The organism is Stenotrophomonas beteli, from assembly GCF_001431665.1.
GTDB lineage: Bacteria > Pseudomonadota > Gammaproteobacteria > Xanthomonadales > Xanthomonadaceae > Stenotrophomonas > Stenotrophomonas beteli.
This window is the reverse complement of the sequence record NZ_LLXV01000014.1, coordinates 133,004-145,657: the sequence shown is the minus strand read 5'-3', so window position 1 is coordinate 145,657 and position 12,654 is coordinate 133,004. Positions and strand designations below refer to the sequence as shown.

Here is a 12,654-nt window from a genome sequence, read left to right as displayed (position 1 = left end):
CTGCAGCGGAAAAAGCGTGCTGCAACGCAAAACCCTGCTATGCCGTCGTTGCGATCGGACGCCACACGTCCGCGCCGGATCTGCAGTAGTGCGCGATGAACTCTGCCTGCGTCGGCATCTGCGCAGCGGCCTGCTGGACGGGCTGCTGGATACCCTTCAACAAGGTGCGCAGATCGGCGTCACTCACGGCCCGCGCCAGCGGATGCGGCGGGCCTGGCGGAATGCCCTGGCCGAGCAGCACGCTGGTCCAGGACTCGACGCGGAACAGCTCGCCGGGATCCTGCCAGGCGTGCGCACGTTCGCGCCACGCCTGCAACCGCTGCTGCAGCGATTCGGGCACGCGCATTTCGCGGCACGCTTTCCACATCGGTTCGGAGCGCTGCGTGGCGTGGTAGTGCAGGATGATGAAGTCGCGCACGTGCTCCATTTCCTGCCGGCTGACGTCGTTGTACAGCTGCACCAGCGACGCACTGATGCCGTCGAACGGGAACAGCTGGATCAGGCGCACCACGGCGCTGATCGTCAGATGGATGCTGGTCGATTCCAGGGGTTCGATGAAGCCGCTTGCCAGCCCCAGTGCCACCACGTTCCTGTTCCAGGCCTTCAGCCGACGCCCGCTGCGGAACGGCACCTGCCAGGGATCGCGCAAGGGCGGAGCCCCCACGTCGCGCAGCAGCTTCGCCGTGGCCTCGTCATCGGACAGATGGCGGCTGGAATACACCAGCCCGCAGCCGACCCGGTGTTGCAGCGCGATGTGCCAGCGCCACCCTGCTTCGTGGGCGATCGCGCGGGTGTATGGCACGGGTGGAGCAACCGCTTCGGTCTGCACGGCCACCGCCCGGTCGCACGGCAGCCATTCGTGCCAGTCCTCGTAGCCGGTGCCCAGCGTTTGTTCGATCAGCAGGCCGCGGAAGCCGGTGCAGTCGATGAACAGATCCCCTTCCACCACCTGCCCGTCCTCCAGCACCAGCGCCTGCACCGACCCGTCGTGTGCATGCTGCCGGACCTGCGCGATCCTGCCTTCGATCCGGCGCAGGCCATGGGCCTCGGCCCTGCGCCGCAGGAACCGCGCATACAGCCCGGCATCGAAGTGGTAGGCATAGCTGGCCTGCGGCTGGGTCTGCAACGAGAAGCGGTCGCCCCGCGAGGCAACGCTCTCCAGGCAGAAGTCACCCAGGTCCGAAGGCATGCCGCGGCGAAGGCTGTCCAGCCAGAAGTGATGGAACGGTGCTGCCCAGGTGCCGTGGCCGATGGTGCCGAACGGGTGGAAGAAGCGCTCGCCCGGCAGCCGCCAGTTCTCGAACGAGATCGACAGCTTGAAGGTGCCGGCCACCGCGCGCAGGAACTCCTGTTCGTCGATCTGCAGGAAGCGATGGAAGGTGCGGATGGGCGGCACGGTGGACTCGCCGACACCGACGGTGCCGATCTGCTCGGACTCGACCAGGGTGATCTCCAGCTGGTCACGGAACTGGTGCGCCAGCGCGCAGCCGGCCAGCCATCCCGCCGTCCCGCCGCCGGCGATGACCACCCTGCGGATGCGTCCTGCCGGTGTGCTCTCGGTATCCATTACGGCGCTCCTTCTCAACGGTTGAGCCTGCCCAGCAGCATCGCGCGCATGCGGCGCGCGCGCGGCTCGTCGAACGGTGCCAGATCTCCGCGTGCGGCGTCAGGCAGGTGCTGCCCGGCGTGCGCGCCGGGGCCGAATACGTAGTAGTGGAAGAGCCCTTCCCAGGCCTGTTTTTCGCGCGCTGGCAGGTCGCGCACGGCCCACATCGCGTGCTGCAGCGCCGCCAGTGGAGACCCCAGCCAGGCCGGCGAGCTTCGCCACCAGTAGTTCACCAGCACGTTGAACGGCGCCAGGCTGCGCACATGGTGCCACCACATGCTGGGAATGAAGATCGCATCGCCGGGCCCAAGCACCGCGCTGCGTGCATGCGCCAGCGCGTCGCGGAAACGCGGGTACCGATCGAAGTCGGGGCGCTCGAAGTCCACCACGCTCACCACCTGGCCACCGGGCGTGGGATCGAGCGGGCCCGGATACAGATTGTCGATCTGGTCGGGCGGGAACAGGGTGAACTCGCGCTGCCCCACCGCGCAGCAGGCGAGGTTGTCGGGCGTGTCGAAGTGGCACGAGGCCGTCACCCGGTTGCCGATCCAGATGCTGGCCGTGGCATCGATGCCCTGCTTCGCCAGCCCGGCGTCGTTGGCCTGTGCGAACGCCGGCCGCAGTGCCCGCTCGATCGGCAGCGCCGCCACGTAATAGGTCGGCGGCCGCGGGGCCTGCAGCGTCGAGGCGATCTCCCCCAGCACCTGGGCCAGCACGCCGCGCCGCACCTCGAAGTTCAACCGGGTGAAGTCCGCGCTGTAGAACGGACGGCCGTCGATTTCGGCGCCGCCGAACGAGTACTGGATCGGCCCGCCCGCATCGGCGCTGCATAGATAGGCCATCGCGTCCTGCGCCGAGCGCACGCCCGCCTGGACCAGCGGCCAACCGCTGGCGATGCCGCGCAGTACGGCCGGCTCACCTGCCTCCGCCAGGGCAGCCAACGGCAGTTCGGCTGGATCGACGCCTTCCAGGATCCGCATCGGCTGGCTCGCCCGCACCGGTCAGTTCCTGGCCGGCTGCGTTGCGGCGTCCTGGACGCGGAGGCGGCGCTGCTTCTCGGCAATCAGGCGGCGCATGTTGTGCAACGAGGCCAGCATCAGGTACGCACCTTCAAGGTAACCGGCGCGGTTCAGTGCCGCCAGGCGTGCACTGTCCAGCGCCGCCAGGCGCTCACGGTCGATGCCATGCAATCCGTTCACGCTCACCCGGTGACGCTGCGTGACCTGCACGTCGAGCGTGACCGGCTGGATCAGGCCGCTGTCGTCAAGCATCGTAAACATTGCGGCCGCGAACGCGCCGCCATCGTGGATGCCGCGCAGCACCCCTGCGATGTGGTCCAGGTAAGGCGTGTTGCCGCCCTGCGGCAGGAACACCGGCTCACCGCCGCCGCTGGTGACACGCGGATGGTCCAGGTCCACGTGCATCACCGCGTCCTGGGTGAGCACGCCATCGACATAGTGTTCCTGGAAGCCGATCAGGAACGGCCCTCTTGCGGCCGCGCCGGGCAGATAGGAGGCGTTCCAGCGCCCCTCCTGCAGGAACAGGTTTTCGTGTTGCTCGAAACCCAGCAGGGCCACGGACTGCCATGACCCGGTTCCGGCCTCCCTGCGCAGGAAAATCGGATACTCGCGCTGGAGCTCGGCAAACTCGCTGGGATAGGCGGGCACCATGCCCACCGCGTCGCCGAACTGTGGCCCGAATCCGGTGGAGACCTTCAGGTCCCGATGCGCGATGTTGTTGAGCATTTCATAGCGGGCCATCGGGGTATCCAGTCCAGTGTTAGGTGGCTGGCCAGCAGGGTAGCGCAGGCGCGACAGGTGCGGCGACACCGTCCCGGCGCGGCACCGCTGGCGGGCAGCGGTGCCGTGCCGGGCGCATCGGCGGCCAGGCTCAGAACTTGTAGCGGACGCCCAGCATGTAGCGCGGGCTCTGGTCTGCCAGCTTGACGATCATCTGCGACGTGCGCGAGCGCCACCGCACATCCTCGCCGGTCAGGTTGATCGCCTCCAGGCTGAAGGACCAGTGGTCATCCAGCGCGTAGTTGACGCTGAGATCCCACTGCTCGTACGGCTCCACATAGTACGGATTGCGGCTGGAGCCCTGGTTGGCCAGGATCAGGTACTGATCGCGCCAGTTCCATGCCAGACGCACTGACCACCCGTACTTCTCGTACATCAGCATGGCATTGGCGGTGTCGCTCAGGCCGGTGAGCGAGAACTGGTCGATACCCGGATCGCCGCCGTTGTTGTAGCCGACATCACCTTTCACCACCGTGTAGTTGGCCAGTACGCCGAACCCGGTGTCACCGAAGAAGTACTGCCCGCCCAGCTCCCAGCCGTGCAGCTTGGACTTGTTCTGGTTGATCGGGCGATTGACGTTGAACTGGTACAGCGGGTCGTTGGCCTGCCCATACAGATCGTAGGCCGCTTCGGTGGCAAGGACCTGCGCATCGGTTCCGTTGTAGGCGCCCAGGCCGGCAGGATTGTTGCGCAGCAATGCCAGCGCGGTGAACAGCGAGGTGTCGTTGGCCGAGCAGGCGGCCGCATTGGCCGGCCCGACCTGGGCGACGCAGGCGCCGCTGGTCAGGAAGTCCAATGCCGCCCGCGCATCCGGCCCGGAGGTCGGGTCGGTGAGGCCGTACAGGCTCTCCTGGACCACGGTGTTGCCAATGAAGTTGCTGACCGACTTGTTCCAGTATGTCAATGACACATAGCTGGCATCGGCGAAGTACCACTCCAGCCCCAGGTCGAGGTTGTCCGATTCCAGCGGCTTCAGGCTCGGGTTCTGGGAATTGCCGCTGGCGCGCGACGAGGGATCGATCAGCACCGAGCCGAACGGTTGCTGGGCCCCGGGTCCTGCATAGAGATTGCCGTATGGCGCGCGGGCGATGCTCTTGCCGAACGACACTCGGCCCTTCAGTTCCTCGGTGAGGTCGATGCTGAAATCGAGGTTGGGCAGGATGTAGCTGTAGCGCGCCTTCTCGGTGAAGGGCTGCTGCTCATCGGACAGCACGATGCGGAAATCATTGTTGGCCTGCCACTCGATCGATTCGGGCACGGCAATGACCGAGGTCGACACCACGTCGGTGGTCTCATAGCGCACGCCCAGGCGGGTGTTGGTGCGCAGGCCACCCAGTTCGCCATCCAGTTCCACCTGGAAGTACGCCGCCTTGGTCTTTTCCTCGACGAAGTTGTCGGCCGCACGTTGCGGGTTCACGCCCAGCCCGACGCCGTACTCGCGCGATGCCCATTGCGCCAGCTGTCCGGCATTGCCGCGCCAGGCCGGCCAGCTGTTCGCGCTGTAGTCGTCAAACAGGCCGACGATGTTGACCGGCTGCAGCAGGTCCATCAGGCCCGCGGCGGTATCCCGGTCCACGTTGGCCACGCCCCAGTCGCCCAGGGTCGAATAGGCCTCGGCCGCCTGGATGCGGTGGGTGGTGGACTTGTTGGTGTCCACGCCGAACTGGAAGCGGCCGTGGTCGAAGTTCCATTCGCCATCGACGCGCGCCTGCTTGATCTCGCTGATCTGGGTCTGCGCGTTGACGCGCAGCACCTGCGTGCCGACCTCGCCCTCCTGGAAGCCCGGGTTGACCACGCCATTGGTCCCGGCGATCGCATCGGCCGTGCTGGGATACCAGACCTGGGTGCCAACCGGCAGGCCGTTGTTGAAGTTCAGCTCCTGCACCCAGGAGCCGCCACAATGCGGGCCACGGGTACAGTTGTTGGTGCCGGCGATGCTCATGAAGATGGAGCCACCGCCGGTGAGCGGGTCGTTGGGGCGGCTCTCGTTCTTCGAGTTGTGCGCATCGAAGCTGAGCTTGAAGCGGTCGCTGACATTCCAGACGGCATTGAAGCCCAGCGAACCCAGCTTGTACTCCTGCATGCTGCGCTGCTGTTCCAGGCCGAAATCCTTGGTGCCGGCGATTTCACGGATGTATACCGGCGTCGCGACGGCGCCACTGGTGTCGAACTCAACGTTGGTGTAGTTGCTGTTCTGCAACCACATGCCCTGCTCGCCGCGATTCTCGGTGATCTCGTTGGTCGAGTAGGTGTAATCCACGGTCAGGGTCAGGCTGTCCGTCGGTGCGAACTGGAGCACGGCCTGGCCGTTGACGCGCTCGCGCTCGAATTCGGAGAACGCGTAGCGCAGGTCGTTGGGCCGCGCGTAAAGCTGGCCGACGGCCGGGGCATTGACCACGGCCGGATTGCCCGGCATGGACCCTGTCCACGGCTGCACATTCCAGTAGTTCTCCGTGGCCTGCACCGAGCCACCCTTGCGCTTCTGCTGGCTGGCGCTGAGGCTGACGCCAAAGGTCTTTTCCGGATTGCTGTAACTGAAGATGCCCGACAGCTCCGGGGTCAGGTCATTGTCGAACGGCTGGCTCTGGTCGGACACCAGCTTCGCGCCGGCGTTGGCCACGATGCCGGCGTGATCGAGCGGACGCGAGGTCAGGATGTTGATCGTCGCACCGATGCCACCGCTGGGCACCTGTGCCTGGCTGGTCTTGTAGACCTCGATACCATTGATGGCCTCGGCGGCCAGCTGCGCGAAATTGAAGGCGCGGGTGCCGCCGTCGACACCGCCGATGGCGACCTGTCCAGAGGCACCGAATGCATCGGCACCCGGCATCTGCCGGCCATTGAGCGTGACCATGTTGAACTGGGGGCCAAAGCCACGCGCGGTCACCTGCGCACCCTCGCCGTCACGGCGCTCGATGGAGATGCCGGTGATGCGCTGCAGCGATTCGGCAAGATTGGTGTCGGGGAACTTGCCGATGTCTTCGGCACTGATCGCATCGACCACGCCGGCCGAGTCGCGCTTGATGTCCATGGCCTGGCTCAGGCTGTTGCGTATGCCCGTGACCTGCACTGCATCAAGCTGGGTGGGTTGCGACTGGCCCTGCGGCGGCTGGCCGGCCGATGGCGCTGCGTCCTGCGCGAAGGCGGGATTGATGACCAGGGCGCCGCCAACGAAGGTGAACATGGCCCTGGACCGGAACTTCGCCAACGTGCGGCTCATGAACCGATCCTCGGGCGCAGGGTGCCACGGAAACTGCAAGTGCTCATGAAAGTCCCCTCTGACATACGATCGAATGGATGTACCGCCCCCTCCCAGGGGCACGCACGGGCGTGGCCCGCATTCCAAACCGAACAGCGCGGGCGCCGGAGCACGCCGCGACTTACACTTGCTTTTCAAGCCTGCCAGGACAAACACGCGGCAAAGAAGGCGGCGCCAGGACCTTGGACCCCCGTCCTGCTGGTAGCGCTACCATCGCGTTGCAGCGGAGAGTAATCACCGCGGTTTGCCGTTGTCACCATGCAGCGCAGCAATTCGGCCGCTGGCGAACGCCAGCCCGCCGAAGCACGGGCATCTGGCTGGCAGATGGTGCGGCCGCACTGCTCGGCAGCTTGACCCGCTGTCTGCCGCTGGGCCTGGCGGCCGGCTCGCTGCCCACGATGCAGTGGCCGGTGGCGTTGCGTCGCGATGGCGAGCACGTCAGCGCGCTCGACGTCCTGCGCGTCGGCGCGCTGGCGATGCCGCCTGCACTCATGGCTGTGTTGTTGCTGCGGTGGCCAGGATGCAGGCGGCGACCCGGCCCTAGAAGGCCCTAGAAGGCCAGCTGCAGGCGGGTATTGAAGGTGGTGCCTTCATCCCTGCCCTTGCCTGTACCGTTGAGGTGGCGGGTCTGCCAACGCACGGCTTCGAACATCAAGCGACTGAAGTCGTTGAGGTACCAGTTCGCCCCCAGCGTCCACGCGTGGCCAGTGCCGCCACTGGGCAGCTCGGCATAGTCCACGTCCTCGTAGCGGCCCTTCAGTTCCCACGCACCGCTGCCGCCGCGGGTCACGGGATCGGCGACCTTCACCTTCCCCCAGGTACCCGTCTTGCCCGCGTAGGACGGTTGGGCGCCGGCCAGGAACCAGCCGGCCGAGACCGCCCAGGCCTGGTGGTCGCGGTCGTAGTGGCCAGCGGCGTCGGCCCCGCGCAGGCTGCGCGTGCCCCATTCGCCGGTGGCCCACGCCGGGCCGAAGAAGCCGGCAAGTTCGGCGCCATAGGCGGTGCTGCGCTCGGCGCCCAGCAGCGTGCCCGGGGCAATTTTCACCAGATCGTTGAAATGCCCGGCGATGGCCGAACTGCGCACCACGCCGCTGGCGCCTGCGGGAATCTTTTCGTGGAAAGCCCATGCGCCCAGATGCACGGTGGCGCCAGCGCTCTCCACCGGATTCCAATGGACGCGCGTGGCCCAGGTCTGGCTGTCGTTGTCGTTACCGGCGTTGTTGAGATCGTTGCCGGCCACCGACAGGCTGGCATGCCAGCCCTTTCCATACACCCGCTCGGTCAGCCCGACACCAAACAGGCCACGCTGCGGCAGCAGCAGCGTGCCGACCACGTTGCGCTCCTGGAACGGCGTATTGGAGGTGCTGCTGGAACCATCGATGCCGCGATCGTTCAAGCGGTTACCCATGGTGAGATCGGCAGGCCGCCCGAACAGTGTGTGATCCAGCGTGGCATAGACCGACTTCCACGCCACCGCGTTGTCGGCGAAGTCGCCCTCCACGACCCAGCCCAGGGTGCCGTAGCGGCCCTCGGCGCCCAGGCGTACCGAACGGATCTCGGTACCCGAAACATTGCGGTCGCTGGAGGCGGAACCCTCGGTACTGGAGGCATCGACGAACAGGCGGCCGCGAGGACGGAACACCGTGTTGCCGTCGGCACTGCTGAACTCGGGTGCACCCTTGGCCCAGGAGACCTTGGGCAGCTTGGACTGGCTGGATTCCAGTGCGGCCATCCGCGTCTCCAGTGCAGGTGCGGGCGGCGTGGGCGGTACAGTCGCACCGCCCTGCCCGCCCTCGACGGCGCGGAGGCGTGCTTCCAGTTGCTGGATCTGCAGCGCCTGCTGCTGCACCAGGCGTGACAGCTCAGCCTGGCTCAGCGGCGCGGGCAGCGACGCGGTGGACTGGGCGTCGGCATGGCCACTGGCCAACAGCAGGCCGAGCGCGACCGGCAGCGCTGCCATCGGCAGCACGGTGGGAGGGTTCATGGGCTCTCTCCGGCCAGCCGGCCCCCTGGCCTGGCGCTGGCCTGTTGCGGTGGTGCGGGGGAAGATCGGGGAAGGAAGCTCGCGCCGCCGGATCGGACCGGCGGCGCGGCAGGCGGGCTCAGCCCGGCCCGGTCAGCTCGTGGCCTGTGCCTGGGCGTTGGGACGCCAGGTGATCAGCTTGTTCTCAACCACGTCCAGCAGGGCGTCGATGACCAGCACGAAGGCGGCCAGGATGATGATGCCGGCGAACACGCCCACGGCGTTGAAGTTGCCCTCGGCCTGCGCGATCAGGTAGCCCAGGCCCGCCGAGGCGCCGAGGTACTCACCAATGATCGCGCCGACCACGGCAAAGCCGACCGAGGTGCGCAGCGACGACAGGATCCAGCTCGCCGCTGCCGGGAAGTAGACATGGCGCAGCAGGTCGCTGCGGCTCGCTCCGAGGATGCGCGCATTGGCCAGTACCACCGGGTTCACTTCGCGCACGCCCTGCATGGCATTGAAGAACGTGGTGAAGAACACCAGCGTGACCGCCAGCGCCACCTTCGACCACAGCCCAAGGCCCAGCCAGAGCACGAAGATCGGCGCCAGCACCACGCGCGGAATCGCGTTGAAGCCCTTGATGAAGGGGTCCAGGATGCGTGCCGAACGGCGGCTCAGGCCGAGCCACACGCCACCGGCCACGCCCAGCCCGGTGCCGATGATGTAGCCCAGCGCGGTTTCGGTCAGCGTGATGTAGACGTGCTGGTAGAACGAGGTATCCGACAGCCAGGTCCAGGCCTGCTGCACGATCGCCGTCGGCGAAGGGAAGAAGAACGGATCGATCACGCCCAGCGCGATGCCACCTTCCCAGCCGCCGAACACGGCGATCACCAGGGCCAGCTGGATGAATTTGTCAGTCTTGGCGTGCATAGCTCTTCTCCACTTCGCCGCGCAGGCAGGCCCAGATGTCGCGGTACAGGTCGGTGAAACGGTCATCCAGCTTGATTTCGGCCACATTGCGCGGCCGCTCCAGATCCACGTCGAAACTGCGCACCACGCGGCTGGCCGGGCCGGAAGACAACACCACCACGCGATCGCCCAGGGCGATGGCTTCCTCCAGATCGTGGGTAATCAGGATCACCGAGCGGCGATCCTCCTGCCACAGGCGCAGCAACTCGTTCTGCATCAGGTGGCGGGTGTGGATGTCCAGCGCCGAGAACGGCTCGTCCATCAGGATCACCTTCGGCTCGACGATCAGCGCCTGCGCCATCTGCACGCGCTTGCGCTGGCCACCGGACAGCTGGTGCGGGTAGCGATGCTCGAAGCCGGCCAGGCCGACCTTGGCCAGCCACGCGTTGGCCTTGGCCCTGCGTTCGGCCTCGGGCACGCCGCGGAAACGCAGGCCCAGCTCGACGTTCTGGAAAGCGGTCTTCCACGGCAGCAGGGCGTCCTGCTGGAACAGGTAGCCGACCGACTCCTGCACGCCGCTGACCGTGCGGCCATCGATGGCCACTTCGCCGGAGGACGGCTTCAGCAGGCCCGCCACGGAATTGAGGATGGTGCTCTTGCCGCAGCCGGTGGGCCCGACGATGGCGAGGAACTCGCCGTCACCCACCTGGATGTCGACGTCGCGTACGGCGGTGAATTCGCCGAAGGACATGGTCACCTTGTTGATGGCGACCATGGTCTGTGCAGGCTCCAGCTGCGGTGCGCCGTTGAGCTGGCGCACGGTGGCATTGAGGGCCATGGGGTTACCTCCGCTTACGGTTGGGCAGCCGGCGCCGCAGCGTGGGCACGCTCGACGAAGGCATTGGTGTAGGTCCTGGACAGATCGATGTCGGCCTTGGCCACATCGGCGTTGAACTCACGCAGCACTTTCAATGGCGTCTCCAGGTCGGCCGGCGTGAAGCGCCCGTCCCGGGTGAAGATCGCGCGTGCGTTCTCCACCGCGCGGGCATAGGTGGCGCGGTCGCCGGAGACATAGCTGTCCGGCAGTGCGGCAACGATCTCTTCTGCACTGTGGTCGGCGATGAACTTCAAAGCCATCTGCTCGGCACGGGCGATCTTTTCGGCCGCTTCGGGACGCTTGTCCAGGAAGCTCTGGTTGGCATACATCACCGAGGTCGGGTACAGGCCGCCATAGACCTGGCGGGCGCCTTCGTCGCTGCGCGCGTCGAGGAGGATCTTCCCGACCTTGCGCTCGGTGATCAGGGTCGCGGCCGGGTCGTAGTTGACCAGCAGGTCGATCTTGCCCTGCTCCAGCGCGGCCACCGCTGCGGCGCCCGAGCCGACGCCGATCAGCGAAATGCTGTCGGCCGGAATATCGTGCTGGGCCAGGAAGTGGCGGACGAAGAAGTCGGACGAGGAGCCCGGTGCGGTGATGCCGACCTTCTGGCCCTTGATGGTCTCCGGGCGGGCCGGATCGAAGGTGGCATCCTCGCGCCCGGCCATCACCAGGCCGGAGTTGCGCGAGAGCAGCACGAAGCCGACCACGTCCTTGCCCTTGGCCTGCATCTGGATGGTGTGGTCATAGAAACCGACGGCCACGTCGGTGGAATTGGCGACCAGCGCCTGCAGCACCTTGGAGCCGCCCTGCGCGAAGTTCTCGGTCTTGACCTCCAGGCCGACGTCCTTGAAGTAGCCCTTGGCGTCGGCGATGAAGAACGGAAGATTGTTGAGATTGTAGGAACCGACGCTGATGCGCACCGGCGCGTTGTCGGCGCTGGCGGCGGACGCCCCTTCGGCGCGCCCGTTGTTGCTGCATCCAGCCGCGGCCAGGCCGGCCGCGCACAACGCGGCCATCAAGAACTGCTTGTACATCATCCCTCCCAGGAGTGAAGCATCTACGTTGTAAGGGTGGGCATGCGCGTCTGCGCCGTCGCACCCGGGTTCAGATCATGCCGCCGATATCCATTGGCGGGTTTGGGTGGCACTGGATGCAGCCGGCGCCGGCGATGTCGCGTACACGCGCCCCTCGAACAGGCGGCGCGCGGTGCGGACCACGCTGGCAATCACCGGCGCATCGTCCGAACTGCGGCTGAGGCCCACCTCCAGGGCCCCGCTCGGATGCTCGAGGGTAATGCGGCCGGGGACGGACAGGCATCCGACCAAAGTGTGGGCCAGCGTGCCCGGCGTGACGGCGGCGGTGGCCAGGCCGACCGCGCCGGTGATGGCCAGTGCGGTGTGGCATTGGTGCGGCATGAAATAGCGCACCTGCAGATCACCCCCATGTTGCGGTGCCGACAGCAGCACCGGCTTGGGAATGACCTTGTTGCCGGCGTCGGCGATGCCCATGCGGGCGCCCGCCTCGATGCGCAGCGCCTCCAGCCGGCGCATGAACGCGGCGTCCGCGTTCAGTTCGGCGGGCGAGGCATCACCACGCACGCCCAGGTCTTCGGCACGCACCAGCATCATCGGCATGGCACAGTCCACCAGGCTGACCGGCACGCCACTGATGGTTTCCTGCGCGTGCCCGCTGGGCAGCAGCTTGCCGGTGCGGGCACCTGCCGCGTCCAGGAAGGACAGCCTGACCGGCGAGGCCGAGCCCGGCGCGCCGGCAATGCGCGTATCACCGCGGTAGACCACAGTGCCGCCCGGCGTTTCCACCGTGGCGATGATCAGCTTGCCGGTGTTGACGTTGTGGATGCGCACCTCGGTCTGCGGATCCTGCGCCTGCACCAGCCCACGCTCGATGGCATACGGGCCCACGGCCGCCAGCATGTTGCCGCAGTTGGGCGAGGTGTCCACCACCTGCTGCTCCACCCGGACCTGGGCGAACAGATAATCCACGTCGGCGTCCGCCCGGCTCGAGCGGTCGATGATGGCCACCTTGCTGGTCAGCGCGTTGCCCCCGCCGATGCCGTCGATCTGCAACGGATGGCCCGAGCCCATCACTTCCAGCAGCAGGCGATCGCGTTCGGCGATGTCCATCGGAAGGTCGCCGGCCAGGAAGAACGGGCCTTTGGAGGTGCCGCCGCGCATGAGCACGCAGGGAATGCTGAGCAGATCGTTGGACATACGTGTGCTA

At 66.8% G+C, this 12,654-nt stretch carries 9 protein-coding genes and 1 pseudogene; 1 reads left to right on the top strand and 9 read right to left on the bottom strand.

Features of this window, described 5'->3' with window-relative positions; all coding sequences use genetic code 11:
- Positions 1–37: 37 nt before the first annotated feature.
- The 4 genes from ARC23_RS02300 to ARC23_RS02285 form a co-directional block, all read right to left on the bottom strand.
- Positions 38–1,567, bottom strand: coding sequence for a tryptophan halogenase family protein (locus tag ARC23_RS02300; protein WP_057495732.1), 1,530 nt, complete (start codon positions 1,565–1,567; stop codon positions 38–40).
- 14 nt (positions 1,568–1,581) lie between these two features.
- A complete protein-coding gene (locus ARC23_RS02295) occupies positions 1,582–2,604 on the bottom strand; it encodes a cupin-like domain-containing protein (protein WP_080392994.1) in 1,023 nt (340 codons plus the stop codon).
- A gap of 3 nt (positions 2,605–2,607) precedes the next feature.
- Positions 2,608–3,366 carry a SapC family protein gene (locus ARC23_RS02290; protein WP_057495730.1) on the bottom strand — a complete coding sequence of 253 codons (759 nt, stop codon included), beginning with the start codon at positions 3,364–3,366 and terminating at the stop codon, positions 2,608–2,610.
- 130 nt (positions 3,367–3,496) lie between these two features.
- Complete coding sequence (locus ARC23_RS02285; protein ID WP_057495729.1) at positions 3,497–6,625, bottom strand: TonB-dependent receptor; 3,129 nt, start codon at positions 6,623–6,625, stop codon at positions 3,497–3,499.
- A gap of 353 nt (positions 6,626–6,978) precedes the next feature.
- Here ARC23_RS02285 and ARC23_RS21335 point away from each other — a divergent pair.
- Positions 6,979–7,218: pseudogene (locus tag ARC23_RS21335) on the top strand (hypothetical protein); the annotation flags it as partial.
- Here the strand turns inward: ARC23_RS21335 and ARC23_RS02280 are convergent.
- The 5 genes from ARC23_RS02280 to ARC23_RS02260 all read right to left on the bottom strand — a co-directional run bounded on the left by ARC23_RS02280 (position 7,215) and on the right by ARC23_RS02260 (position 12,644).
- The gene (locus tag ARC23_RS02280) at positions 7,215–8,648 is read right to left on the bottom strand and encodes an OprO/OprP family phosphate-selective porin (RefSeq protein ID WP_057495728.1); all 1,434 of its coding nucleotides are present in this window, start codon (positions 8,646–8,648) and stop codon (positions 7,215–7,217) included. The pseudogene ARC23_RS21335 and the gene ARC23_RS02280 sit on opposite strands and share 4 nt — an antisense overlap.
- 132 nt (positions 8,649–8,780) lie before the next feature.
- Entirely contained in the window at positions 8,781–9,557 is a 777-nt protein-coding gene (locus ARC23_RS02275) for an ABC transporter permease (protein ID WP_049447913.1), read from the bottom strand.
- Complete coding sequence (locus ARC23_RS02270; protein WP_057495727.1) at positions 9,541–10,374, bottom strand: ABC transporter ATP-binding protein; 834 nt, start codon at positions 10,372–10,374, stop codon at positions 9,541–9,543. Before ARC23_RS02270 ends, ARC23_RS02275 begins: the two co-directional genes overlap by 17 nt.
- A gap of 14 nt (positions 10,375–10,388) precedes the next feature.
- A complete protein-coding gene (locus ARC23_RS02265) occupies positions 10,389–11,447 on the bottom strand; it encodes an ABC transporter substrate-binding protein (RefSeq protein WP_057495780.1) in 1,059 nt (352 codons plus the stop codon).
- Positions 11,448–11,522: 75 nt separating this feature from the next.
- Positions 11,523–12,644: a 4-oxalomesaconate tautomerase gene (locus tag ARC23_RS02260; protein ID WP_057495726.1), complete on the bottom strand. Its 1,122-nt coding sequence runs from the start codon at positions 12,642–12,644 to the stop codon at positions 11,523–11,525.
- Between the last annotated feature and the right edge of the window lie 10 nt (positions 12,645–12,654).

Bases quoted from the DNA above. Each gene is read 5' to 3' on its own strand.
- ARC23_RS02300 (WP_057495732.1), bottom strand. From the start codon at position 1,567: ATGGATACCGAGAGCACACCGGCAGGACGCATCCGCAGGGTGGTCATC.
- ARC23_RS02290 (WP_057495730.1), bottom strand. From the start codon at position 3,366: ATGGCCCGCTATGAAATGCTCAACAACATCGCGCATCGGGACCTGAAG.
- ARC23_RS02285 (WP_057495729.1), bottom strand. From the start codon at position 6,625: ATGAGCCGCACGTTGGCGAAGTTCCGGTCCAGGGCCATGTTCACCTTC.
- ARC23_RS02280 (WP_057495728.1), bottom strand. From the start codon at position 8,648: ATGAACCCTCCCACCGTGCTGCCGATGGCAGCGCTGCCGGTCGCGCTC.
- ARC23_RS02275 (WP_049447913.1), bottom strand. From the start codon at position 9,557: ATGCACGCCAAGACTGACAAATTCATCCAGCTGGCCCTGGTGATCGCC.
- ARC23_RS02270 (WP_057495727.1), bottom strand. From the start codon at position 10,374: ATGGCCCTCAATGCCACCGTGCGCCAGCTCAACGGCGCACCGCAGCTG.
- ARC23_RS02265 (WP_057495780.1), bottom strand. From the start codon at position 11,447: ATGTACAAGCAGTTCTTGATGGCCGCGTTGTGCGCGGCCGGCCTGGCC.
- ARC23_RS02260 (WP_057495726.1), bottom strand. From the start codon at position 12,644: ATGTCCAACGATCTGCTCAGCATTCCCTGCGTGCTCATGCGCGGCGGC.